This is a genomic window from Pseudomonas flavescens, assembly GCF_013408425.1.
Lineage (GTDB): Bacteria > Pseudomonadota > Gammaproteobacteria > Pseudomonadales > Pseudomonadaceae > Aquipseudomonas > Aquipseudomonas fulva_A.
This window is the reverse complement of the sequence record NZ_JACBYV010000001.1, coordinates 5016049-5038702: the sequence shown is the minus strand read 5'-3', so window position 1 is coordinate 5038702 and position 22654 is coordinate 5016049. Positions and strand designations below refer to the sequence as shown.

25 protein-coding genes are annotated in these 22654 nt (G+C 61.9%); 16 read left to right on the top strand and 9 right to left on the bottom strand.

The window, feature by feature from the left end; all coding sequences use genetic code 11:
- Nucleotides 1–915 precede the first annotated feature (915 nt).
- The 11 genes from FHR27_RS22520 to FHR27_RS22470 all read left to right on the top strand — a co-directional run bounded on the left by FHR27_RS22520 (nucleotide 916) and on the right by FHR27_RS22470 (nucleotide 9632).
- Complete coding sequence (locus FHR27_RS22520; RefSeq protein WP_179539614.1) at nucleotides 916–1377, top strand: hypothetical protein; 462 nt, start codon at nucleotides 916–918, stop codon at nucleotides 1375–1377.
- Nucleotides 1378–1398: 21 nt separating this feature from the next.
- Nucleotides 1399–2505: a DUF2169 family type VI secretion system accessory protein gene (locus FHR27_RS22515; protein ID WP_179539613.1), complete on the top strand. Its 1107-nt coding sequence runs from the start codon at nucleotides 1399–1401 to the stop codon at nucleotides 2503–2505.
- A complete protein-coding gene (locus tag FHR27_RS22510) occupies nucleotides 2502–4223 on the top strand; it encodes an HNH endonuclease (RefSeq protein WP_179539612.1) in 1722 nt (573 codons plus the stop codon). The genes FHR27_RS22515 and FHR27_RS22510 overlap by 4 nt, the downstream gene beginning before the upstream one ends.
- A 14-nt stretch (nucleotides 4224–4237) precedes the next feature.
- Nucleotides 4238–4708, top strand: a complete 471-nt coding sequence (locus FHR27_RS22505) for an SMI1/KNR4 family protein (RefSeq protein ID WP_179539611.1) — start codon at nucleotides 4238–4240, stop codon at nucleotides 4706–4708.
- A 269-nt stretch (nucleotides 4709–4977) separates the two neighbouring features.
- Complete coding sequence (locus FHR27_RS22500; RefSeq protein ID WP_179539610.1) at nucleotides 4978–5733, top strand: PoNi-like cognate immunity protein; 756 nt, start codon at nucleotides 4978–4980, stop codon at nucleotides 5731–5733.
- Nucleotides 5734–6005: 272 nt separating this feature from the next.
- The gene (locus FHR27_RS22495; protein WP_179539609.1) at nucleotides 6006–7115 is read left to right on the top strand and encodes a hypothetical protein; all 1110 of its coding nucleotides are present in this window, start codon (nucleotides 6006–6008) and stop codon (nucleotides 7113–7115) included.
- Nucleotides 7116–7124: 9 nt separating this feature from the next.
- Nucleotides 7125–7520, top strand: coding sequence for an SMI1/KNR4 family protein (locus tag FHR27_RS22490; protein ID WP_179539608.1), 396 nt, complete (start codon nucleotides 7125–7127; stop codon nucleotides 7518–7520).
- Nucleotides 7521–7956: 436 nt separating this feature from the next.
- Nucleotides 7957–8292, top strand: a complete 336-nt coding sequence (locus FHR27_RS22485; RefSeq protein WP_306456127.1) for a DNA/RNA non-specific endonuclease — start codon at nucleotides 7957–7959, stop codon at nucleotides 8290–8292.
- Nucleotide 8293: 1 nt separating this feature from the next.
- On the top strand, nucleotides 8294–8710 hold the full coding sequence (locus FHR27_RS22480) for an immunity protein YezG family protein (protein WP_179539606.1): 417 nt from the start codon (nucleotides 8294–8296) through the stop codon (nucleotides 8708–8710).
- A gap of 47 nt (nucleotides 8711–8757) precedes the next feature.
- Nucleotides 8758–9366, top strand: coding sequence for a hypothetical protein (locus tag FHR27_RS22475; RefSeq protein WP_179539605.1), 609 nt, complete (start codon nucleotides 8758–8760; stop codon nucleotides 9364–9366).
- Nucleotides 9354–9632, top strand: coding sequence for a DUF7660 family protein (locus tag FHR27_RS22470; protein ID WP_257026970.1), 279 nt, complete (start codon nucleotides 9354–9356; stop codon nucleotides 9630–9632). Before FHR27_RS22475 ends, FHR27_RS22470 begins: the two co-directional genes overlap by 13 nt.
- A gap of 175 nt (nucleotides 9633–9807) precedes the next feature.
- On the opposite strand, the gene FHR27_RS22465 is transcribed toward FHR27_RS22470, so the two are convergent.
- Genes FHR27_RS22465 through FHR27_RS22455 form a run of 3 tightly spaced genes read right to left on the bottom strand, consistent with a single transcriptional unit; the run spans nucleotide 9808 to nucleotide 14341 of the window.
- Nucleotides 9808–11223: an efflux transporter outer membrane subunit gene (locus FHR27_RS22465; protein ID WP_179539604.1), complete on the bottom strand. Its 1416-nt coding sequence runs from the start codon at nucleotides 11221–11223 to the stop codon at nucleotides 9808–9810.
- Between the two features lie 11 nt (nucleotides 11224–11234).
- Entirely contained in the window at nucleotides 11235–13181 is a 1947-nt protein-coding gene (locus tag FHR27_RS22460; RefSeq protein WP_179539603.1) for a MacB family efflux pump subunit, read from the bottom strand.
- The gene (locus FHR27_RS22455; RefSeq protein ID WP_042553527.1) at nucleotides 13175–14341 is read right to left on the bottom strand and encodes an efflux RND transporter periplasmic adaptor subunit; all 1167 of its coding nucleotides are present in this window, start codon (nucleotides 14339–14341) and stop codon (nucleotides 13175–13177) included. The genes FHR27_RS22460 and FHR27_RS22455 overlap by 7 nt, the downstream gene beginning before the upstream one ends.
- Before the next feature lie 420 nt (nucleotides 14342–14761).
- Here FHR27_RS22455 and FHR27_RS22450 point away from each other — a divergent pair, with 420 nt between their 5' ends.
- Nucleotides 14762–15727, top strand: a complete 966-nt coding sequence (locus FHR27_RS22450) for a hypothetical protein (protein ID WP_179539602.1) — start codon at nucleotides 14762–14764, stop codon at nucleotides 15725–15727.
- A 64-nt stretch (nucleotides 15728–15791) separates the two neighbouring features.
- Nucleotides 15792–16439, top strand: coding sequence for an HAD family hydrolase (locus tag FHR27_RS22445; protein ID WP_179539601.1), 648 nt, complete (start codon nucleotides 15792–15794; stop codon nucleotides 16437–16439).
- A 3-nt stretch (nucleotides 16440–16442) separates the two neighbouring features.
- On the opposite strand, the gene FHR27_RS22440 is transcribed toward FHR27_RS22445, so the two are convergent.
- A complete protein-coding gene (locus FHR27_RS22440) occupies nucleotides 16443–16697 on the bottom strand; it encodes a DUF1161 domain-containing protein (protein WP_042553530.1) in 255 nt (84 codons plus the stop codon).
- Between the two features lie 135 nt (nucleotides 16698–16832).
- A complete protein-coding gene (locus FHR27_RS22435) occupies nucleotides 16833–17909 on the bottom strand; it encodes an aminopeptidase (protein ID WP_042553531.1) in 1077 nt (358 codons plus the stop codon).
- Between the two features lie 105 nt (nucleotides 17910–18014).
- Here FHR27_RS22435 and FHR27_RS22430 point away from each other — a divergent pair, with 105 nt between their 5' ends.
- Nucleotides 18015–18434, top strand: a complete 420-nt coding sequence (locus FHR27_RS22430) for a PA0061/PA0062 family lipoprotein (protein WP_042553532.1) — start codon at nucleotides 18015–18017, stop codon at nucleotides 18432–18434.
- Between the two features lie 62 nt (nucleotides 18435–18496).
- Here the strand turns inward: FHR27_RS22430 and FHR27_RS22425 are convergent, their stop codons facing one another.
- The 4 genes from FHR27_RS22425 to FHR27_RS22410 all read right to left on the bottom strand — a co-directional run bounded on the left by FHR27_RS22425 (nucleotide 18497) and on the right by FHR27_RS22410 (nucleotide 20720).
- A complete protein-coding gene (locus FHR27_RS22425) occupies nucleotides 18497–18922 on the bottom strand; it encodes an OsmC family protein (protein WP_042553533.1) in 426 nt (141 codons plus the stop codon).
- A gap of 90 nt (nucleotides 18923–19012) precedes the next feature.
- On the bottom strand, nucleotides 19013–20008 hold the full coding sequence (locus FHR27_RS22420; protein ID WP_042553534.1) for an LLM class flavin-dependent oxidoreductase: 996 nt from the start codon (nucleotides 20006–20008) through the stop codon (nucleotides 19013–19015).
- 160 nt (nucleotides 20009–20168) lie between these two features.
- A complete protein-coding gene (locus FHR27_RS22415; protein ID WP_042553535.1) occupies nucleotides 20169–20390 on the bottom strand; it encodes a DUF1161 domain-containing protein in 222 nt (73 codons plus the stop codon).
- Between the two features lie 114 nt (nucleotides 20391–20504).
- Nucleotides 20505–20720 carry a dodecin gene (locus FHR27_RS22410; protein ID WP_042553536.1) on the bottom strand — a complete coding sequence of 72 codons (216 nt, stop codon included), beginning with the start codon at nucleotides 20718–20720 and terminating at the stop codon, nucleotides 20505–20507.
- Nucleotides 20721–20996: 276 nt separating this feature from the next.
- On the opposite strand from FHR27_RS22410, the gene FHR27_RS22405 reads away from it, so the two are divergent.
- Together FHR27_RS22405 and FHR27_RS22400 are read left to right on the top strand one after the other, a co-directional pair.
- A complete protein-coding gene (locus tag FHR27_RS22405; protein WP_042553647.1) occupies nucleotides 20997–21512 on the top strand; it encodes a sigma-70 family RNA polymerase sigma factor in 516 nt (171 codons plus the stop codon).
- Nucleotides 21509–22468, top strand: a complete 960-nt coding sequence (locus tag FHR27_RS22400) for a FecR domain-containing protein (protein ID WP_179539600.1) — start codon at nucleotides 21509–21511, stop codon at nucleotides 22466–22468. Before FHR27_RS22405 ends, FHR27_RS22400 begins: the two co-directional genes overlap by 4 nt.
- The last annotated feature ends 186 nt before the right edge of the window (nucleotides 22469–22654 follow it).

Genomic DNA, 22654 nt, shown 5'->3' with positions numbered 1-22654 from the left:
TCCACTTCAAGGCGCAGGAGTATCTGCACGCCGATGCCCCCTCCGATATCCTGCTCAACTCGGGTACCGCACAGCCAGCGCCAGAACACAGCGGCAAGGCGGAGCCCGGCTCGCAGGTCGGTGCACTCGCAGCGGTCACTGGCGTTCTGCGCGACCTCGGTTCGCAGGCCGCATCGAGCGCCCAGGGTAATGACAAGCGCCCGGGCGCCGACGCACAGGGCAGCCTCTCTTTGAGGAGCAATGCACCCGCGGCGGCCGATACGCCTGCCGCCGTTACCACCGGCCTCGGCAGCGCAGTGGATCGCATTGCCGCCCAGTCACCCGCGCTGCAGGAGGATCTGCGCTCGCTGCAGGAGCAAGGCTGGGATATCGAATACGGCCCTGCAGGCGCAGGGACATACGTGAGTCAGGAAGGTGACGTGAGCCGGATCGTCATCGACGGCGACATGCGTGGCTCGCCCGCCACGGTGACCCAACTGTTGGCTCACGAGGTGGGCCATGCCACCCACCCCTACGAGGAAAACCTTTCTTCCAAGGCTGCCTACGTCAGCGGTGCCCTGCAAGACGAGGGCGCTGCGGTGCTGAACAACATCAAGGTACAGCGAGAGATCATCGCCAACGGCGGCCCGGACATCAGCATCAATGGTTCGGCAGCCAACCATGCGGCCTACAACGCAGCCTACGACCAGCTCGTCAGCAGCGGCGATAACGCTGCAGCCCGCAAGGCCGTCGGGCAGGTGTGGGGCAGCGAAACCTCATCGGTCAAGGTCGACGGCAAGTTCGTCACGTACAACGATTACTACGGCAGCTGGTATGACGATAACGTCGACGATTAAGCGGCCCTTTTTCAGGCTCTTTGCCTACCTGCTCGTGGCGAGCACGGCAGCCTGTTCAACAGCGAACGAGAACCAACGGATGAACCAAGCCTCTTTCACGCTCTGGCAAACCATCGAGCAACTGGCGCAGCAAGGGCCGCTGACCAAGGCCAAGATCGAGCAGACGCTGGGCAGCACCTTGCAGCTGGACAAGCAGGATGAGCACCGCACCCGCTGGATTGGCGGAGAGGTTGTCCTGCAAGGCAACGTGCGCATCGCGCAGACGGGGTTCACGGTGCTCAACAAGGAGCATGCGGCGCGCCAGAGCACCATCGGCCTGTTTCTGGCCGGTGCCTGCATAGGCCGCCATGACATAGAAGCGCAGTACGGTGAACTGCTTCTGGTCTCGGCTCCGCGTGGCCGCTCACCGCACGAAACGAGTGTCTGGGAAAGCGCACGCCCCTGGGGCCAACTGCGCTTCGCATTCAAGCAGAACAACCCCGAGTGCCTGCACAGCGTATCGATCATTCCATCCGTGCAATCGACACCCGGCGAATCTTGATTCATAGCGAACGGAAACAGCGTGCAGATCGATAATCGCAGTGGCTTCCCCCATGCCTGGTTCGAGAAGACCGGCCCTGGCGGCGTCGTTTACGACGTACTGGTGCTGCGCGGCACCTTCGCGCTGACCGGTAGCTATCTTCCACTGCCGCGGGCCGATGTGCAGGCACCCATCGTCTATGCCGATGAGTACGATGGTCATCCCGAAGCCAACCCTCTGCAAAGCGTGCTGCGCCGCGAAGGCGACCTGACGCTGCTCAAACCGGCCAGTGATGTCTACGTCACGGGTACCGCGTGTAGCGAGGGCGGCGTCGCCCAACCGGGCTGGCTCGCCGGTATTCGCGTCGGCACCCGGCGCAAGCTGCTGCAACTGCACGGCCCGCGGCGCTTCGAACGCCACGGGCAGGAGTGGCGTCTGAGCAGCGCTGAACCCGTCAACCAGGTGCCCCTCGACTACCGCTATGCCTTCGGCGGGTGCTACAGCGTGATGGCTGGCGAAGAGAACCAGGTGGAGCGGGTGTACAACCCGGATAATCCGGCAGGCTGCGGCTGGCTTCCCGGCGAGGCTGACCTGAGGACCGTGTCGCCCGAGGCACAGGCGCAGATACGCCAATGGCTGGAGGGCGTAAGCGAGCTGCCGGCGCCACAGATCGAGGATGTCGATGCGCCCATCACCAGCCCCCATGACACGCTGCCGCCACAAGGCTTCGCCCCCCTCGCCCGCTGGAGCCAGGCACGCCTGCAATACGCCGGCACCTACGACGAGCACTGGCAGCGCGATCGCTATCCCCTGCTGCCCGACGACTTCGACGAACGCTTCTACCAGGCTGCGCCGCCGGGGCTGATCCAGCCCGGCTACCTGACCGGCGACGAATTCATCTCCCTGCTCGGCATGCTGCCTGAGGGCCTGACGCATTTCCGTCTGCCCGGAATCCTGGCGCTGGTGTCGCTGACCCCGTTCCACGGCCGTACCCGACAAGGGCCGCTGGTGCTCGACACCGTGGCCATCGACCTGGATGCCCGGCACGTCTCGCTGATCTGGCGCGGCACCTTCGAGCGCGGCGAGCCCTGGCGGCGGCTGGCGATCGGCACGCTGGACGTCTCATCAGGACGAGATGACCGGACATGAGCGACTTTACCGTCCTGGATCCGATAGTCGTCAACTCCACCGACCTGTTCCGGTCGGACTATGGCATCGACAGCCTGGCTCAAGCGAACCAGGTAATAGACAACGCGGACGCGTTGTTCGCCCGGGACAGCCACGAGTGGGACGGTAACCGCCAGGCCTTCGACGAGACCGCGCAACGCGTCAAGCAGCGTTTCGAGGATGGTACCTACAAGGAAGGGGAACTGGCGCAGTCGCGAGCGGCCGAGGAAGGCGATGACCTGTGGGGCAACGCCCGCCACGCCGCCAACGACAGCCATGAATGGAAAGCCGTCTGCTCGGTACCGGACTTCTGCAAGGTCGGCAATGCCGTGGTGCCCTTCGACAGCTTCGCCACCATCGGCAACCAGACCCAGTCCTCACCGGACGTGAAAGCCCAGGGCGTGCCGGTGTATCGCGTCGGCGACCTGCACAAGGGTGTTCAGGGCGATGCCGGTTCCCACGTGGTCGCCGGTACTTCGCTCGGCGGCGGCTACGTCAAGTTTCTCAGCGGCCAGAACGACGTCAAGGTCAACGGTATCCCGCTGGTGCGCCAGGACAGCACCTGCCTGGTCAATTGCAATGGCGCAGGTATCGGCGGTGCGCTGGGCAAGGTCGTCACTACACAGCGCGGCGCAGATACCCAGGCCGAAAAAACCGCTGAGGAGGCCAATCCGGAACTGCAAGCACTGCTCAAAGCAGAAGCCGACGAGCGCTCGCTGTGGGAGAAAACCAAAGACTTCGGTTCCGGCGCCTGGAGCAGCACCAAACGTATCGCCGGGGCGAGCGTTGATGACCCGCTGGATACCGGCGTTGGTGTACTCAAGGGCATTGGTAACCTGCCTACCGATCTCTGGAACCTCGGCGTTATGGCCAGCAAATACAGCTCGGCGGCGGGCATCCCCCCTATCGCACTGCGCGCACATGCTATGGAAAAAGCCGCCCTTGCCGCCCACCAGGCCGGCGACCTGACCAAGGCCAACGAACTGGCCAGCCAGGCCAGCAAGATGATGAACGCGGGCTACGCCGGGGATTTGTTCGAGCTGACCAGCGATGCACAGACCGGTGGCTCTGTACTGTCGATGTTCATACCCGGCAGCGTGGTGGTGAAGGGGGCGAGTAGAGCGGGCAAGGCAGCACGTGTACTGGATACTGCAGCGGATGCAACAAGGGGGGCCGACGTAGCATCGGATGCGGGTGGTTTGGGGCGGCGCCTGCCGGAGTCCGCCAAGGAAGCAGAAAAAGCCGCGGATGCAGCCGTGACCGGTGTGCATGTAGCCAAATTGTCAAACGCTCAACAATACGCAAAGCTAGTGAACTCAAACAAACGCTGGTCATGGGAAAAAGATTTCCCTGGTGGTGAGAACCTCACCCGAGGACAAAAGGAAGCGATAAAGCGGCAAGCAATAGCGGAGGGTTTGATACCAGATGTGCCTTTCAAACCTGGCACCAAGTTTCCAGATTTCGAGAAAGCAGGATTGGTCAGCCGGGTCGAACACCTCCCTGAGCATTTGTGGAAAACGGGCGACAAAGCGCAGTTCAAATGGCTGGATAGCCAGATACCCGGAGGTCGCCCTAGCGGGTTCACATGGCACCACTCAGAGCTGCCGGGTAGAATGGAACTTGTTCCGTTTGGGCCGCATAACATCATTACTCACTCTGGCGGTCGGTCTACAGGCATGTGGGCGGCAGGCAAGAGATGAACCAGGAGTTTGTTATGGAATTAAAAATAGTAGGCCAGATTTCAGCGCCCCCTATTGAAGCGACCACTTCACTCGAGCGTTACTGCAGAGTAAAACTGCCTCAGGATTTTATTGAGTTCCTCCAATACGGCAATGGTGGAATCCCCGAAAAAAATCTATTTATGCATGAGGGTACGGACAGACTGATTGAACGCTTTCTACCCGTTATGCTAGACCCTAACTCAGAGGATATAGGTGAGTACGACATATCGGTAGTGATGACAGCGTTGGACTCCCGACTCGGCGATGATCCTGACGAGATCGGCTGCAAGCTCATTCCTTTCGCAGCGCTTTTTTCTGGTGACTTTCTCTGCTTAGATTTTCGGAAAAACGCTGAATGCCCTGAGGTAGTACTTTGGGATCACAACCAATCCGATGATTTCGCTCCGCATACGGAGCCAGTTGCACCCTCCTTCGCCGACTTTAAGACCCAGCTATTCACTTGAAAACCGAAAAAGACTCGGGCATATACAACTACTATCAGTAGACTAAATAGCGTCTACAAGAACTCAAACCCGCCCCCCGAATACCTCATCACTGAGGCGAAGTACAACTCATCGCAGCTCAGCAAGAGATTGGCCGATGGCACCAATCAGATGGATGATGCCTGGGTCATGAAGCGCCTCGATAGGCCAAGACTTATCGACAGTTCTGGCAATGTGGTCAGGGGTAACGCCGAAAAGGTTCCGGGATTTTGAGACAGAGGGGCAGATCAATGCCGCGCGATACGCTAAAGAGCAAAGAGTTCTTCGACAAATGGATTTCGTATGACCTGGAGAGAATGCAACAGAAGCAGAACCGTCTCGACTCTGGAGGCATACCGCTGCCCTACGGCAAGGTGACCGCCGCTGCGGATCTCTGCAATAAGGCGCTTGAAGTCATCGTCATGAGCTATTCGCGTGGCGACCGGGTTGCCGATTTTAGCGGCCATGTAGTCAGACTGCTCGCTGAGCGTGAGCAACTCAAAGCGCTGTGCGACGCCCTGCCTAAGGACGAGCAAAAAAAACGCATCCAATATGAGCGACTGAGTTTCGACAACTACCTGGATTTCTTCTGGTGGCTCTCTCTGGCCGTCTGTCTCGGTATGGACGAAGCACACCTTGAGCGCGTAATCGCGCTGATCAACAACGCAGGCCAGGACGCGCTACTGGATCGTATCGCCGTGAAACTCGGCGCTCATCAGCGTGCCGTATCCAACGAATTGGTGTTCCCCAAGCAATATGCGCTGTTGCTGCAAGCACTGGATGCGCCTTCGCAAGAGCAATCCAATCTGGTCAAGAAATTCCTCGACGGCTGGTACAAAGGCAACAAGAACCTTGCCGCGTGGTACGACAACCATAAGGGTGAAGACACCGGCTACGTTGGTTATTGGTGCTTTGAAGCCGCACTGGTAGTGAAGCTATTTGGAATAGACGATTCGTCTTTCAGAACGCATGCGCACTATCCGGCTGACTTAGTTCACAACACCTGATTTCTATAGCATCGCTTCACCCGCAATCGCCTGCACCGATATGGGATGTGAATCAGTGATTCGTATCGGTCAGGCTCCTAATCAGGCACAGGTCTGCTTCGCCACCATCGGCAATCAGACCTAGTCTTCGCTCGACGTCAAACGTCGGCTACCTGCACAAGGGCGTCTAGGGCGATGCCGGTTCCCACGGGGTCGCCGGTACTTCGCTCGGCGGCGGTTACGTCAAGCACCACAGCGGCCAGAACGACGTCAAGGTCAACGGTATCCCGCTGGTGCGCCAGGACAGCACCTGCCTGGTCAACTGCAATGGCGCAGGTGTCGGTGGTGCGCTGGGCAAGGTCGTCACCACCCAGCGCGGCGCAGATACCCAGGCCGAAAAAACCGCCGAGGAGACCAACCCGGAACTGCAGGCGCTGCTCGACGCAGAAGCCGACGAACGCTCGCTATGGGAGAAGACCAAAGACTTCGGTTCCGGCGCCTGGAGCAGCACCAAGCGAATCGCAGGAGCGAGTGCAGACGACCCGCTGGATACTGGCGTCGGCGTGCTTAAGGGCATCGGCAACCTGCCCACCGACCTGTGGAACCTGGGCGTGATGGCCAGCAAGTACACAGCGGTGGCTGGTATCCCCCCCGTAGCCGTACGCGCCAACGCCATGGAAAAGGCAGCCGTTGCCGCCCATCAGGCCGGCGATCTGGCCAAGGCCAATGAGCTCGCCCGTCAGGCAAGCCAGCTAATGAGCGCAGGTACCACAGGTGATCTGTTCGAGCTGACCAGCGATGCCCAAAAAGGCGGCTCTGTACTGTCGATGTTCATACCCGGCAGCGTGGTGGTGAAGGGGGCGAGTAGAGCCGGCAAGGCGGTGCGTGGGGTACATGCGCTGGATTCAGCGGTCGATGCGGGAGCCGCAGGAAAAAAAGCCCAACAAGGTGTGCATATTGCGCCTCGAAGCACAGCCTGGACGGAGCTTGCGAAAAAAATCAGAGCCTACATCAAAGATGTCGAAGCTCGCACCGGTCGGAAGATCCCTGAAAACCAAAGAAAATTGCTTGAGCAAGACCTACGAGCCAATAAGTACCAGCGCTTAGATGCGGAGGCCGCAGCGGCGCACCGGACTGACTTCAATCGAGTGAAAAACGATTTGATTTCAGAGTGGGAAAAAAATACAAATCAGAAATGGCCAAGGTATAGCGAGAATGTACTCTCGAAAAACGGTTCCGTTATTCGACGTGTCGGACAACCCTACGATGCACATCACTTGATTGAATCCAGCTACGGCGGACCCAATAAATGGTGGAATATGCATCCAGCCAGATTTCCAGATCAACATCAGGGCGGAATACATAGATCGGGCAGCCCGGCCCGAGACCTATTCGAAAAGTGAGAGCAGATCATGAGCATGTACCTGGATTATCAAAATGCGAAGGGCAAAGGTTCCTTAATCGACAGGATGATTCCAATTTCGCCAAATGATGAGGCCGCTATCCGTGCCATTTACCCAGCCATTCCCAATGACTACATTGACTTCCTGCTGGCTGTTGGAGCAGGAGAGATTGGTGATGCCGCATTCGAGCTCTACAGCGGGCCAGTTGAACCTGAAGAAATCTATGGGGATAGCGATGGCGTCGAAAACGTTCTGCTCATAGGCGATGACCTTCAGGGCTACAACGTGGGTTACGACATAGATACATGGAATGTGGTCGAGATCGACCCGACGAATCGCAGCACTCGGAAAGTGGCATCAAATTTTGAGAGTTTCATACGAACACTTGTCATTACTTACTCCTAATCTTGATAATTTGTATCGAGAAAAAACAATAGATATAAAGTCTGCTTAGACTAGAAACAGGCAGTGTCATCTTGGTTAAGTAGCCCGGTGATTACCACTGCGGAATGGATTGATTTCGTCATATACCGGCACTAAGACAGGACGAGCTACAACGATGATCACTTGAAAGCTGTTCAGCAATACGCACTCTCATTAGCATGTAAGAGCTCCCGACATGTCGTCATGCGTTTGATTCGGCTCACCGCACCTATGTCGCAACGTTAATCACAGTACGGGGCTGTTCTAGAATCGCCGCCATGAACAAACCACGCTCCAGCCTCCTGACTGTTCTCTCCATCTTCGCCATCACGGCCTATGTCGGCATGTTCCTCGATGCCCGTGGTAACCCGGCCTAGAACAAACCGCTGGAGTAGCTGCTCGCCCCGACGAGCGCTCGCTGTGGGAGAAGACCAAGGACTTCGGTTCCGGCGCCTGGAGCAGCACCAAGCGTATCGCCGGGGCCAGCGTTGACGACCCGCTGGATAGCGGCGGCGTACTCAAAGGCATCGGCAACCTGCCCCCCATGCACAAGGACATCAACAACTATCACGCAGGTGAGTGGGGGCAGATGGAGAAGCGCTGGGCCAGCGATCTGGCGGCAGGCAAAGATGTGCATGTTAAAATCAAGCCCATATATACCGACGGAAGTTTGCGGGCCAGTGAATTCAGAATTACCGAGACCATCGGCGGCACTACGTCCAAGCACACGATCATAAACCCTACAGGTCAATGAAATGACACCCGAAATTCAACAGCTGCAGCAAACCATCGCACAAGGTGTGTACGAAGTGCTGCCAGAGGACGGTTGGACAAATGCTACCTATTCGTTCCAGGCCATTACCCGTTTTTTTTCGGAGACCGGGCACTATCTGCTCAATGGCGTAAAAACAGTGTCGTTCGTTGCGGAAGATGAAGTAAGCGATGCGTTTCGCGAGCTACGTACCAAAATGGCAGCCCTCCATGAAAACGGGCATGCCTGGTACACCGCTACGTTCACACTTACCCCTGACGGCAACTTCAAATTCGATTTCGTCTACGATGAACTACCTGCGTTCGAGATAATTCCATCTCCGGACAAATGGGCTGACGAATTCCGCACCTACCCACGGGCGGAGCTGCAGGATCTTGTTCCACAGCAGCCGAAGCTCTAGGGTTGCAACGACCGAAAATGGTCACAAACCAAAACGGACTTCATGACGTGACTCGCTTCCAGCGTATCCAGGCCAGCGTTCCCGCAGGCGTCGTGCTCCCCGATGCGCTGCGCCGGCTCTGCGACTATCTGGATGAAACCGATTACCCCATCAGCGGCTGCATGCGCCTCAGGCCCGACGACTACGGTGGCCTGCTCGCCTGGTTCGATGGCGACGCCGCCATGGCGGCCCAGTTCGCCTGCTTCGGCGCCGGCCCGGACGGTTCACTGATCGCCTTCTGGCTGCTCGGCGACACCGACGCGCGGCAGGCACCGGTGGTTCATCTGGATTCGGAAGCGAGTAACAACCGGGTGCTGGCGAAGAACTTCGAGGACTTTCTGCTCCTGTTCGGCATCGGCTACGACGAGCTGGGCTTCGCCGACCTGAACCAGCCACCCGATGATCCAGGCTCGGCAGAAAATCTGCGCGCCTGGCTGCACGTCGAATTCGGCCTGACCTGTCCGGCAACGGGTGCCAGCATCGTCGAAGAGGCCAACCGGGCATGCCCCGACATTCAGCATGCCATCGATGCGTGGCTCAGGAATCGCTACGGCGAAGAGACTCGAGCGTTCATCGGCCAATACCGCTTGGGAAACGAGGGTCCATGCCGTCTATGAATCTGTACGCCCATTTACAAGCGGTCCATGACCAGGCCAGTTTTCTGGTGTTTGTCAGGGCTCTGCTGGCAGACCGACGCGCCGCCATTGAACTGGAGCAAGCAGGCCGAGAAAGTGACTGGGCCAACAGCAGTCTTGCAGACTTTCTAGAGAGCGCACTGGCATGGGCCGAAGATAGCGAGTTCGGTGAGCGCCAGGACTTGGCTGGAGCGAACCCGTGGCAGCGTTTTGCCGTCTTTCTGTATTGCGGCAAGATTTACGAATGATGGACCGGGCGTAGCCGTGCTCTTGCTGCAGCCACCAGAAGCTTCGCGCTCGCAATCATCGAACACGGCGACCAGCTCGGCGAACGAGGCCTGCTCCAGCAACTGGGCGAAATCCTTCGGCAGTGTCTTGCCTTTACGCTTACCCAAGGTGGCGATCACCAGATCGAAACGGCCCTCATTGCCCACCATCGTGACTTGGCGCAGCCCCTGACGATTCGGCTGTTTCCTCACGCCAGCCGCCGCCCAGCGCCCGTGCCAGATTGACGCTCGCCTGCAGCTGCAGCATGCGCAGTCGCGCCGCTTCGTCTTGCGCGCTGTAGAGGCTGCGTTGCGTATCGAGCAGTGTAAGCAGGGTTTCAGCGCCTGCACGGTAGCGGGACTCGGCGAGGCGGAAGGCACGCTCGGCCTGCCGCAGCACTTCATCCTGAGCCTGCTGCTGCGCAGCGCTGCCGCTCAGGCCATTGAGGGCCACCTCGACCTCGGCGAAGGCGTTGATCAGCGCACCGCGATAGGCGGCCAGCAGCTCCTCACGTTGCGCCATGGCCAGATCACGGTCGGCGCGCAGGCTGCCCGCGTCGAAGATCGGTGCGCTCAGTGCTGCGCCGAGGGAGTACAGCGGATTGGCGAACAGCCTCGATGCGCTGTCGGCACTGCCACCAAGCGTGGCCCTCAGGCTGAGGCGCGGCAGGAGTGCGGCACGCGCGGCCTGCAGATTGGCATCGGCAGCCGCCAGGTTGGCTTCGGCACGAGCCAGATCCGGACGGGCCAGCAGCAGTTCGCTGGGAATGCCGGCGCCGATATCGGGCGCGGGCAGTTCGAACAGGCGTGCCTGGCTGGCCGGAAGCTGATCCACTCGCCCGCCAAGCAGGACGGCCAAGGTTGCCAGGCCGTCTTCACGTTGCTGGGTGACGGCTGCCAGCTCGCGCCGCTGCAGCGCCACCACGCCACGCTGCTGAGCCAGCTCCAGCGACGTCGCCGCACCGGCGCTCTGCCGCGCCTCGACGGTACCCAGCACGCGCTCGGCGTTCTCCAGGTTGAGGCGAGCGATACGCTGGCGCTCCTGCAGGCCAACCGTGTCCAGCCAGGCCGAGGCCACTGCGGCGCTCAGGGAGACCTGCAGGGCATCGCGGTCGAACTGGCTGGCATCGCGCGCAAAAGCGGCACGGTCGCGGCTGGCGCGCAGGCGTCCCCACAGATCGACTTCATAACTGGCGGCAAGATTGCCGCTGTAGGCATTGCCATCGACATGCGCATTGCCGCCGAGCCGCGCCTGGCGGTCGGCGGCAAGATTGCCGTCGAGGCGCGGCGACAGTTCGGCACCTGCACGCCGCGCGCTTGCAGCGGCCTGGCGCAGACGCGCCATGGCGGCGGCCAGATTCTGGTTGTCGCGCAGGGCCCGCACCATCAAGTCGTCGAGCTCGCTGCTGGCGAAAGCTCGCCACCATTGGTTACTGGGCGCCGGCGTACTTCCGGCAGCGGCGTTGCGCCAATGTTCGGGGGCTGCGGGCAGGTCTGCCGGCGCATCGGCTGTCTGGGTGCAACCGCCCAGCAGCAGCGCGGCCAGCAGGCCGGAGATCAGATAAGGCGTCATCGATAATCCTGTCATTGCACGGCCAACGCGACGACCGGGTCGAGCTGCGCCGCGGTCTTCGCCGGCAGGTAGCCGAACACCAGGCCGGTGCCTACCGAGCAGGCGAATGCCAGCAGCATGGCCGACAGCGAGAACACCAGCGGCACGTTCCAGGCGATCAGCAGCGCACCGAACAGCAACCCGGTGACCACACCGACGCTGCCACCGACCAGCGTCACCAGCACCGATTCGGTGAGAAACTGGCGCAGGATGTCGCGCTGCCGGGCGCCGGTGGCCATGCGAATGCCGATCTCGCGGGTGCGCTCGCGTACCGTCATGAGCATCACGTTCATCACGCCGATACCGCCGACCAGCAGCGACACCGCGGCGATCAGGCCGAGCATCAGAGTCATGCTCTGCCGCGTCTTGGCCTCGGCCTGCAACTTGGCGGCCGAGTTGTAGATGCGAAAATCCTGACGACCATGGCGCTGCAGCATCAGTGCTTCGAGCGCGGCCTGAGCCTGGGCAACCAGGTCGCTGCGCTTCACTTCGATGGCCGCGTAGCTCTCGTCACGCAGTTTGGGGAACACCCGCACCACACCGGTGCTGTGCGGCACCAGCACCTGCTCGTCGGGGTAGTTGCCACCCGCTTCGCTGCCCTTCTCGCTCATCACCCCGATGACCTCGAAGGGTGAGCTGTTGATCAGGATGATCGTGCCGAGCGGATCGCTGCCATCCGCAAACACGCTGGTGTAGACCTCGTGCCCGAGCACGGCCACGGGGGCGATCTCGCGGTTCTCCGCGGCGCTGAAGAAGCGCCCGCGCGCCACCGGCCAGCGGTGAATGTGCGGCAGGTTCTCGCCAACGCCGAGCACTTCGGTCTGCAGCGCCTGCTGGCTGTGACGGATCAGAGCCGGATCACGCAGCACCGGCATTACCCGGGCGACCTCGCGCAGTTTGCCAATGGCCTCGAAATCACCCTCGGTGAGCACTCCGATGGGGCCGCCGGTACGTGGCACGTCACTGGACACGTACATCATGTTGGCGCCCATCACGCCCATTTCGGCGACCACTTTCTGCCGGGCCCCTTCACCGACGGCGAGCATGACGATCACCGAGGCCACGCCAATGACGATGCCCAGCAGGGTCAGCGCGGTACGGAACCGGTGGATCAGCAGCACGCGCCAGGCACCGCGCATCATCTCCCCCAGTTCGCTGAAGAAGGAGGCGCCGCTGTCACGCCCGGCCTGACGCATGTCCGGTGCCGGCAGCGCGTTGCTCGGTAGGGTGGCACCGCTATCGCTGATGATTGCGCCATCACGGATCTCGATCACCCGCCGCGCCTGAGCAGCGACGTCGCGGTCGTGGGTGATCAGGATGATGGTGTGCCCGGCGTCTGCCAGCTCGTGCAGCAGCGCCATCACCTCCTCGCCGCTGCGGCTGTCCAGCGCGCCAGTGGGTTCGTCGGCGAGGATGATGCGTCCACCATTCATCAGTGCCCGGGCAATCGATACGCGTTGCTGCTGGCCACCGGACAACTGCCCCGGTCGATGCTCCAGGCGCTCGTCCAGCCCCAGCCTGCGCAATAACGCAGACGCCCGCTCGCGGCGCTGCTCGGCCGGCATGCCGGCGTAGATGGCCGGCACCTCGACGTTCTCCCGCGCGGACTCGGTGGCGATCAGGTGATAGCCCTGGAACACGAAACCGAACGCCTCGCGCCGCAGCCAGGCCAGCTGATCGCCATCGAACGCCGCCACATCCTCACCGGCGAAGCGGTAACTACCGGCACTGGGGCGGTCCAGGCAGCCGAGCATGTTCATCAGCGTCGACTTGCCGGAGCCGGACGTGCCGACGATGGCGACGAACTCACCCGCCTGGATCGACAGGCTGATACCACGCAGCACATCGACGGCTGGCGCACCGTTCTCCCCGCCGTAGGTGCGTCTGATACCTCGCAGCTCGATCAGTGGAACTACCACTGGAACCTCGACATACCCGACTCGGCCGGGGCATCGCCCGTGACCAGGCGCTCGCCCTCCTGCAGACCCTCGAGGATTTCCGCCACCTGGCGATCCCGTGCGCCGACCTTCACCGTGCGCAGCTCGGCCTGGCCCTTGGCAAGAATGCGCACCTGATAATGACCCGGCTTGCCCTGCAAGGCGTCCAGCGGAGCGGTGAGCACCCCCTTGGCCGAGGCCGTGACGAATACCACCTGCGCGGTCATCTGTGGCATCAGCTCGCCGTCGTTGTTATCGATCTCGAACAGCACGGTGTACTGCACCACCTTTTCCGGTTCGGCGGCGGCACTGCTCGCCTCGCCCTGCCCGGTAGGGGTGACCGGGGGCGCGGGCAGTACCTGGCGCACCGTGCTGTGCCAGCGCCGCTCGTCACCGCCGAGGGTGGTGAAGTACAGCGGCAGGCCTGCCTTGACCCGACGGATATCGGCCTCGGAGACACGTGTCCAGCCGGTCATGCTGCGCAGGTCGGCGATGCGCATCACCGTCGGCGTCTGGTAGGTGGCGTTGAGGGTCTGCCCCGCCTTCACATCGACGCCCAGCACCGAGCCGGCAATGGGCGCGTAGATGCGTGTGTAGCTCAGTTGCGCCTCGTTGCGCTTGAGCAGTGCCTGGCTTTCGGCGATCTTCGCACGCAGGTTGTCGAGGCGCGCCCTGGCCGATTTGTAGCCTGCAGCGGCGGCCTGCACATCCTCTTCGCGGGTGGCGTCGAGCCTGGCCAGCTGGGTTTGCCGCTCGTGCTGCTGACGAGCCAGCAGCAACTGCGCCTGCTGTTCCTCCAGCTGCGCGCGCAATCCCTGCAGAGCCGCGCGGTCGGCTTCGACCGTGGCCTCGTGCAGGCTGGCATCGATCTCGGCGAGCAACTGGCCCTTTTCCACCTGATCACCCGGTTCCACATGCAAACGCATGATCTGCCCGGACACCTGGGCGCCGACATCCACCGAGTGGCGCGGCTGCAGGGTGCCGATGGCGACCACCGTGGCTTCCACGTCGCCTCGGCCAACCACAGCGGTTTCATAGGCAGGCGTCGGCTCGCCGTTGAACCAGGCCACAGCGATGACCGGCACGAGCGCGACCGCGCCGAGCAGCCAACGCCGGCGAATGGAAAAAGGGAAAAACGTCATGACGGGCCCGACCTCTGCCTGAGCATCCAATAACCATCCCCGCCGTCGACCGAACCTGCGCTCGCACTCAGGCGAACGAAGGCAGCGCGACGCGCCACGGTGAGGTGCAAGGTGAAGACGCAATGCGCCCGTGCAGGCGCCGTGCAACTCGTGGAGAGCGAGAAATATCCGGCTCTTACCACCCAAGACGGATGAGCCCGGGAAAACCCGGCGCCCCCAAGGGGAACAAATGAAACAAAATGTTTCAGAACTGAAGCCCAGCTGCAGTAACAGGTTTCGCATCGGGAAAATGCAGCCCACGCCCCGTGCGACTACCTCACGGCCGCTCTTGTCTGGCGAACGGTAGAACCATCACAGCAACGCACGCTGCGCCGGTATATCCTGCCCGCATTGAAAGACCTGCCCGGAAAGGAATCGCCCATGCACAGCAACCCTTACGCCATCGCTCAGGTCGACCCCAGCCCCGCGAGCGAGGCTCGACAGCCATCCGGGCTGCCCATACGCCTATTGATCACGGCGATGCTCTGCTGTGCAGCGGGCCAGGTGATTTCCTGGGTCATCATGTGGCTGACTCTGGAGCCCGAATACCTGCAAGCCTATCTGGACGATCTGTGGCAGCTGGCGACCTACTGGCTCGGCGCGCTGGCAATCGACGGCTGCAGTGCGCTGCTGCTGACCCGCTATTACCTGCAGCGCCACGACCTGGTCAACGTCACTCGCCCGGGTCGTCTCATCGCGCTCTTCGCTGGCTTCTACTTCGCGGCATTCGTCCTGGTCGGCCTGTGCTTCAGGCTGCTGGTGACTCCGTGGATTGCATGGATCTACGAAGGCGACCACGGGGTATCCCCCACTCTGCTGCTGCAACCGTTGAACCTGGTTTCCTTCGTACTGGCGACGTTGTTGCCACTCTGGCTGAGCCTGCACCTGATGCGCCGTACGGGCCAGGTCGAAAGCGGGCTCGGCCTGGTCAGCCGCGGCGAGACTGCGCTGGCCTTCGGCCTGCTGTTCTGCGTGATCTACATGAAACTGCTCACGCTGCTGCCGATCGGCGTCATCAACCCCTACGGCATGGAGTGGCTGCAGGCGGTCAGCAGTGCTTCCGGACTCTTGTACGGGCTGATCGCCCTGCTCGCCGCCCGCGGCGCGCTACCGCCACAGTTGCCGCGCCTGGCCGTCGGTCGTCTGCTGGCAAGCGTGCTGCTGTGCATGGGGATCTGGTTGGTCGTGGCGACCGTGCTGTGCGTCGTGCTGCTGGTGGCTCTGTATGCCGGCTCGGAGTTCGTGGCCGTGGCGCTGGTGCTGCTGTTCGGGCTTGTGCTGCTGGCGCTGCTCTGGCCACTGACGCGCCTGAGCCTGCGCTGGGTCTATCGGCCGACGTCGGCCTGAGTTGCTTGAGCGGCTTGCGGTGCGGGACAATCCGCGCCGATTCAGGCCAGCGGATATCCATACCATGCAGCAGCGCACCGTTCTCTTCGACCTCGACGGCACCCTCACCGACCCGCGTGAAGGCATCACCCGCTCGGTACAATATGCGCTGTCGAAACTGGACATCCATGAGCCCGATCTGGTCGCGCTGGAACACTTCATCGGCCCACCGCTGCTGCAATGTTTCATGCACACCTACAGCCTCAGCGAGGCCCGCGCCAGGGAGGCGGTGAACCATTACCGGGTGCGCTTTCGCGAAGTCGGGCTCTACGAGAACGAGCTGTTCGAGGGTGTCATCGAGCTACTGCAGCTGCTGCGCGAGCAGGGGCGCACGCTGTACATCGCCACCAGCAAACCCACGGTGTTCGCCACGGAGATCGCCCGCCACTTCGATTTCGCCCGCTACTTCAAGACCATCTATGGCAGCGAGCTGGATGGCACGCGCACCCACAAGGTGGAACTGATCGCCTACCTGCTCGAGCAGGAAGGCCTCGACCCAGCCGATACGCTGATGATTGGCGACCGCAAGCATGACCTGATCGGTGCCCACAGCAACGGCTTGAACGCCGTGGCGGTCGGTTACGGCTTCGGCAGCCTGGAAGAGTTGAGCGGCGAACGGCCTGCCCATCACTTCCAGACGCTGGCGCAGTTGCACCAGGCCTTCGCCGACTGAGCGCTACATCATTCTCGAACCGCTCAGGTCATTGCGCTGGTAGATCACCTTGCGAGTACCGTTGTCGCACGTGCCGATCACCATGCTGTCGTCCTCGACTTCCTCGTTCGAGACGATCTCCAGCGTGTAGCTGGCCACGCCCGCAGCCTGGATCTTCACTTCGATCTCCTGCCTGAGCTCCTCGCACGACTTGGGCGCGGCCCAGGCATTGCTGCCCACCAGGCCAAGCACCAGCATCACTGCCGTCCATCCTTTCATCACGACCTTCCTCTGCGTGTAATCGATTAGGGGGTGTCTATCCGTGGCGTAGAGGGCACGGGAATGCCGCGAACCCTCCGGCGAGCGCAGCCATGCCTCGTGACGAAGCAGGCTGCGCTGAAACGTCAACAGACCCTAGTCTCGGACAGCGTCCAGCGCTTGCAGTTGTATAAGCCGTTGCGCATCGGGCAAAGCACCCAGTTCGGCCACCCGACGATAGAAAGTTGGCCAGTCGCCCTGCGCCTCGCGGAACAGTCTGTCGAAGGCCGTCACCCAGCGGTCGTAGAGCCCGAAGGGCAGCAGCTTGGCATTGTTCAGCGGCCCGTTGATCCAGCCATCGTAATAGCCGACCCCCTTCCATTGCGTGGCCCGCAACTGCCGATACTCGCCGCGCAGACGGTCGAACTCGGCCTGCTTGCCGGCACGCATCGCCTCGCTATCGAGGTCGCTGGCGTAGAGGGTTTCCAGGCGCGCGCGGCTGGCCAGTACCAGCTCGCTGAACTGCTCGCGCGGCCGGATCGGCAACGCCTTCAGCGCCGGCAGGCCCCTTGCGGCACGCCATTGGCGCAAGCCTTCCTGCTCGACGAAGGTGGCGTAGGACTCATTGAAGGCGGTGTCGCCAGCCAGGTAGTACTGCTGGTGCGCCAGCTCGTGGAAGATCACCGCGACCAGACGCTCATCGCTCCAGCGCAACATGGTGTTGAGGATCGGATCGTCGAACCAGCCCAGGGTCGAGTAGGCCTCCACCCCGCCCAGGTAGGTGTCCAATCCCTGCCCATCGAGCAGCGCAGCCGCACCGCGAGCACGGCTTTGCTCATAAAAGCCGCGGTAGGCCACGCAGCCCGCGATCGGAAAACAGTGCAGTTGCGGCTGCAGGGAAAACTCTGGGGTGGCGAACAGGTTCCACACCACGAACGGTCGCTGCAGGTCGGCATACAGGCGATAGCTGCGATTGTCCGGCAGCCCCAGGTGCCCGCTGGCGAAGCTGCGCGCCTCCTGGGACAAGGCCAGGCGCTGGCGCAGTTGCGGCTCGGTCGAGGGATCGTCGATCAGCGCCTGCACCGGTTGCCGTGCATGCAGCAACTGCAGTTGCCCACGGGCCAGCTGGCCGTAGTAGTCGACCGTACTGCAGCCCGTGAGCAGCAGCGCGAACAGGGGAACCGCCATACGGCGCGGCAGGTCGACAAGGAAGGAGGTGCAGTGCTCGAGCATGGCCGTCGTCATGTGAAGGTAAGCGCTTCATCCTACCGCGAAGTCGCGGCGGCTTTTGCGCGATACTGCAGCATACTCAGTCCGCGCCCCATCGGAGACACCACCATGCGCCAGCCTCTCTTGCTCGCCAGCCTGCTGTTGCTGGGTGCCTGCGCCTCGCCGTTGCCTGCCGCCGATCCGAACATGGCCTGGGTCGATCTGGAGGGTGAAGGTATCGACCTGCTGATGGCCGAGCGCCTGGATCGCCAACGCGTCGATGACGGACGCTATTTTCAGGTCACGCCGGGCGCTCACGAGCTGGAGATGCGCTTTCGCTTCGAAGTCAGTGGTGGGGGCGGCACGAACATGATGTCTGAGCCCCAGCAACTGACCTGCGATATCCGCATTCGCTATGACGACTTCAAAGCCGGTCAGCGCTACCGTGTCGAAGCGCGCTCGATAGTCATGCGTGGCCAGGCGATTCTCTATGATGCCGAGCGCAACGTGCTGGCACGCGGCAAGAATCTGCGTTGCGGGAGTTTCTGATCGCAAGCGGCTTCAGCCGCGACGGGCGTCGCGGCTGAAGTGCAGAGGAGCGTGGAAGCCGATCAGGCCTCCAGCACCACTTCCAGGGTGATTTCCGCGTTGAGCACCTTGGAGACCGGGCAGCCGGTCTTGGCGGTTTCGACCGCTTTCTCGAATGCCGCACGGTCGGCACCCGGCACCTTGGCCTTCAGCGACAGGTGCACGGCGGTGATGGCGAAGCCGCCATCCTGCTTGTCGAGGGTCACTTCGGCCTTGGTATCGATGCTCTCGGCAGTCATGCCCGCTTCACCCAGCTCCTTGGACAGCGCCATGGAGAAGCAGCCGGCATGTGCAGCGCCGATCAGCTCTTCCGGGTTGGTGCCGGGCTTGTCTTCGAAACGGGTATTGAAACCGTAGGGCTGCTCGGAAAGCACACCGCTCTGGGTGGAAATGGTGCCCTTGCCGTCTTTGATGCCGCCCTGCCAATGGGCCGATGCTGTCTTCTTCATCTCTATGCTCCTGTTGATGAGGGGTACAGAGTTCAGAGAGGCGGCAGCCTGGCAAGTTCGAGTTTTTTGCCCCCGCGATCGATCAAGCGATCAGCGCAGCCCGGCGAGAATATCGAAGGCGTGCAGACGATCGGCGAAGTCGTAGTGGTCGCAGGTGAAGATCAGCTCGTCGGCCTGGGTCTGCTCCAGCAACACCTCCAGCCGCGCACGGATCTTCTGCGGGCCGCCAATTACCGCCATGCCCAGGAAGCTGCCGACCGCATCGCGCTCGTGGGGCAGCCACAGACCCTCCATCGATTCCACCGGCGGCCGCTGCACCAGGCTCTGCCCGCGAATCAACGAGAGAATGCGCTGATAGGCGGACGTGGCCAGGTGCTGAGCCTGTTCGTCGGTATCGGCCGCCATCAACGGCACGCCGAGCATCACGTAGGGTTTATCGAGGGTTTCGGATGGTTTGAAGGCATTGCGGTAAACGCGAATGGCCTCGTGCACGTAACGGGGCGCGAAGTGCGAGGCGAAGGCGTAAGGCAAACCGCGCTCACCGGCCAGCTGCGCACTGAACAGGCTGGAGCCGAGCAGCCAGATCGGTACGTTGGTGCCGGTACCCGGTACGGCGAGGACGCGTTGATCCGGCGTACGTGGGCCCAGGTAACGCTGCAGCTCGGCAACGTCCTGAGGAAAATCGTCGGCACTTCCGGAGCGCTCGCGGCGCAGGGCCTGAGCGGTGAACTGGTCGGCGCCCGGCGCACGCCCAAGGCCCAGTTCGATGCGCCCCGGATACAGGGTCGCCAGAGTACCGAACTGTTCGGCGATCACCAGCGGCGCGTGGTTGGGCAGCATCACCCCACCGGAGCCCAGGCGGATACGCGAGGTTCCGGCAGCCAGATAGCCGAGCAGTACAGCAGTCGCGGAGCTGGCGATACCGTCCATGTTGTGGTGTTCAGCGACCCAGAAACGCTTGAAATCCAGCGATTCGACGTGCCTGGCCAGCCCCAGAGAGTTGTGCAGCGCCTGCTCTGGGCTGCCGGTATCGCGGATCGGCGCCAGGTCGAGAACGGAGAAGGGAAGTTTCGCGAGTGCAGTCATGAGAAAAAACCTTGGCTGTGGATAAAGCCAGGGCTTTATCCGAGTAAAACAGTAGGTCTTATCCTACGCCTACAGCTGGGCGGAGACCACCTCATGGCAAATTGCAGGCAGTAAAAAGCCGGCGTCGCAGAGGCTGCGAGCCGGCTTTCGACCATCGCCATCAGTTGCGCTGGTAGACGATATCCTTGGTGCCGCCACCGCAGCTGCCGACCACTTGACGGTCAGTCACGCTGCCTTTGTCGACGACTTCCAGCGTGTAGGACGCTACACCGTTGGCCTGGATCTTCGCATCGATCTCGCCCTTCAGCTCTTCGCAATCCTTGGCCGCGAAAGCCGAACCGGCAAGGGCCATCAAACCTGCTGCAAACAACACTTTTCTCATCACAAACGCTCCCTCGTTACCAATGAACTAGTCCGGGCGCCCAAAAGTGGCCCGCTTCAATAAAGCCGCAAATTTACCGTCATGACAAGTAAACGCAGCTACGGATGCCCGTGGTCAGCTGTTGGCGACGCGGAAGCCGACCTTCAGGGTGACCTGATAATGGGCCACCGCGCCATCGGCGATGTGACCACGGGTTTCAGTGATTTCGAACCACTCCAGGTGACGAATGCTCTTGCTGGCTTCGGCCAGTGCATTGCTGATCGCATCTTCGATGCTGGTCGAGGACGAGCCAACCAGCTCGACCTTCTTGTAGGTGTGATGATCCGACATATCCGCCTCCAGGGCTGGTAGATGAAAGTGGGCTGAGTGCCCTTAATCAATCAGTCCTCGGAGTACGCAGCTAAGTTCAGGTTTTCGATTGTCATGCCGCGAGCGATCGGCTTCCTGCTTGGTTTCTGTCAAACACAATGAAAAAGATGGTCGCGCCCAAGCCGCAGTAGAATTCATGGTCAGCCATTTATGTTCAACCCTGTTCCCAAAGACGAGAAGCCCTCCTACAATCGCGATCAATTCTTATCCGCACTGGCGCACGCCAAGGGAGTTTAGGTGTCCAGCGCTCCGCCCCCATCAACGCTGCAAAGCGTCGATACGCTCTACCGCGATCATCACGGCTGGCTGCATGGCTGGCTGCGCAAGCGCCTGGGCGACCGCGAACAGGCGGCGGATATCGCTCAGGACACCTTCCTGCGCCTGCTGCTCAGCGGCCGTTTGCCGAGCATCGACGAAGGCCGCAGCTACCTGACCCAGATCGCACGCAATCTGATCATCGACCAGTGGCGCCGGCAGCGAATCGAGCGGGCCTACCTCGAGAGCATCGCTCACCTTGCAGAACCCGAGTCGCCGTCACTGGAGACCCGCGCCATGGTCATCGAAACCCTGCTGCAGATCGATGCGATGCTCGACGCCATGCCCACCAAGGTACGCGAAGCCTTCCTGCTGTCGCAGTTCGAAGGCCTGACTTATCCACAGATCGCGGAACGCCTGCAGGTCAGCGTCAGCTCGGTGCAGAAGTACATGCTGCGCGCCATCTCGGCCTGCTATCAGGTGCTGTACGCAGAATGAAGCGCGCCAGCGATGAACCCATCCCGCCGGCCATCGTCGAACAGGCCAGCCACTGGCTGATGCTGCACTGGGGCGGCGCACTGGATGCCGAGCAACGCCAGCGTTTCGCAGACTGGCAGGCCCGCGACCCCGAACACCAGCGCGCTTGGCAACGCCTGGAGCGCTTGCAGGGTACCCTGGCTGGCGTCCCCGCCCACACCGCCAACGCCGTGCTGCGCGAGCAGCCTGACGCACGTCGTCGGCAGACCCTCAAGATGCTCGGCCTGGCGCTGCTGGCGGGCGGCAGCGGATACCTGGCCCAGTCGCAGCTACCTTGGCGCGAAGCCATGGCAGACTTGCGCAGCGGCACCGGCGAACGCTTGCAGCGCACCCTCGCCGATGGCAGCCGGCTGGCGCTGAACAGCGACAGCGCGGTGAATGTTCGCTTTAGCGAAACGGAACGACGCATCCGGCTGCTCAAGGGCGAACTGCTGCTGGAGAGTGGCCATGATGCCGCTCGCCGCCCGCTGATCGTCGAGACCGCCGCCGGTGAAATCCAGGCCCTCGGCACGCGCTTCTCGGTGTATGAGATCGACGGCGGCAGCCGCGTCGAACTCTACGAAGGCGAACTGGAGCTGCGGCCGCGCAATGCCCCGCCCTCACGCCTGCGGGCTGGCCAGCAACGCTGGTTCAGCGCCGAGCGGACCACGGCCATCGGCCAGGCAGACCGCAATGCCATCGCCTGGAACGAGGGCCGGCTGATTGCCGAACGCATGCCGCTGGGCCAGTTCCTCAATGAACTGGCACGTCACCGCCCCGGCGTACTGCGCTGCGACCCGGCCATCGCCGAGTTGCCGCTGACCGGCGTATTTCCGCTGGCCGACACTGACCGCGTACTCGCCGCCTTGCAGCAATCGTTGCCTGTGGATGTGCAACGCGTCACCCGCTATTGGGTCACCGTGCGGCCGAGAGGCTGACCGCTGATCGTTCCTCACGCTCCGTGTGGGAATGCCACGTGTGGCGCTCCGCGCCTCGAACTATTGGCGACTGCTGAACCTGACGGACGCGGAGCGTCCTGACATGCGCTCCCACGCAGAGCGTGGGAACGATCAAACTGACTGACGGGCATGTCAGAGCAATCAGCAAATAATTTGCAAAACCCA

Coding starts and splice junctions, on each gene's coding strand:
- FHR27_RS22520 (WP_179539614.1), top strand. CDS start 916: ATGAACCAAGCCTCTTTCACGCTCTGGCAAACCATCGAGCAACTGGCG.
- FHR27_RS22510 (WP_179539612.1), top strand. CDS start 2,502: ATGAGCGACTTTACCGTCCTGGATCCGATAGTCGTCAACTCCACCGAC.
- FHR27_RS22505 (WP_179539611.1), top strand. CDS start 4,238: ATGGAATTAAAAATAGTAGGCCAGATTTCAGCGCCCCCTATTGAAGCG.
- FHR27_RS22500 (WP_179539610.1), top strand. CDS start 4,978: ATGCCGCGCGATACGCTAAAGAGCAAAGAGTTCTTCGACAAATGGATT.
- FHR27_RS22490 (WP_179539608.1), top strand. CDS start 7,125: ATGAGCATGTACCTGGATTATCAAAATGCGAAGGGCAAAGGTTCCTTA.
- FHR27_RS22480 (WP_179539606.1), top strand. CDS start 8,294: ATGACACCCGAAATTCAACAGCTGCAGCAAACCATCGCACAAGGTGTG.
- FHR27_RS22470 (WP_257026970.1), top strand. CDS start 9,354: ATGCCGTCTATGAATCTGTACGCCCATTTACAAGCGGTCCATGACCAG.
- FHR27_RS22465 (WP_179539604.1), bottom strand. CDS start 11,223: ATGACGCCTTATCTGATCTCCGGCCTGCTGGCCGCGCTGCTGCTGGGC.
- FHR27_RS22455 (WP_042553527.1), bottom strand. CDS start 14,341: ATGACGTTTTTCCCTTTTTCCATTCGCCGGCGTTGGCTGCTCGGCGCG.
- FHR27_RS22450 (WP_179539602.1), top strand. CDS start 14,762: ATGCACAGCAACCCTTACGCCATCGCTCAGGTCGACCCCAGCCCCGCG.
- FHR27_RS22445 (WP_179539601.1), top strand. CDS start 15,792: ATGCAGCAGCGCACCGTTCTCTTCGACCTCGACGGCACCCTCACCGAC.
- FHR27_RS22440 (WP_042553530.1), bottom strand. CDS start 16,697: ATGAAAGGATGGACGGCAGTGATGCTGGTGCTTGGCCTGGTGGGCAGC.
- FHR27_RS22435 (WP_042553531.1), bottom strand. CDS start 17,909: ATGCTCGAGCACTGCACCTCCTTCCTTGTCGACCTGCCGCGCCGTATG.
- FHR27_RS22430 (WP_042553532.1), top strand. CDS start 18,015: ATGCGCCAGCCTCTCTTGCTCGCCAGCCTGCTGTTGCTGGGTGCCTGC.
- FHR27_RS22425 (WP_042553533.1), bottom strand. CDS start 18,922: ATGAAGAAGACAGCATCGGCCCATTGGCAGGGCGGCATCAAAGACGGC.
- FHR27_RS22420 (WP_042553534.1), bottom strand. CDS start 20,008: ATGACTGCACTCGCGAAACTTCCCTTCTCCGTTCTCGACCTGGCGCCG.
- FHR27_RS22415 (WP_042553535.1), bottom strand. CDS start 20,390: ATGAGAAAAGTGTTGTTTGCAGCAGGTTTGATGGCCCTTGCCGGTTCG.
- FHR27_RS22410 (WP_042553536.1), bottom strand. CDS start 20,720: ATGTCGGATCATCACACCTACAAGAAGGTCGAGCTGGTTGGCTCGTCC.
- FHR27_RS22400 (WP_179539600.1), top strand. CDS start 21,509: ATGAAGCGCGCCAGCGATGAACCCATCCCGCCGGCCATCGTCGAACAG.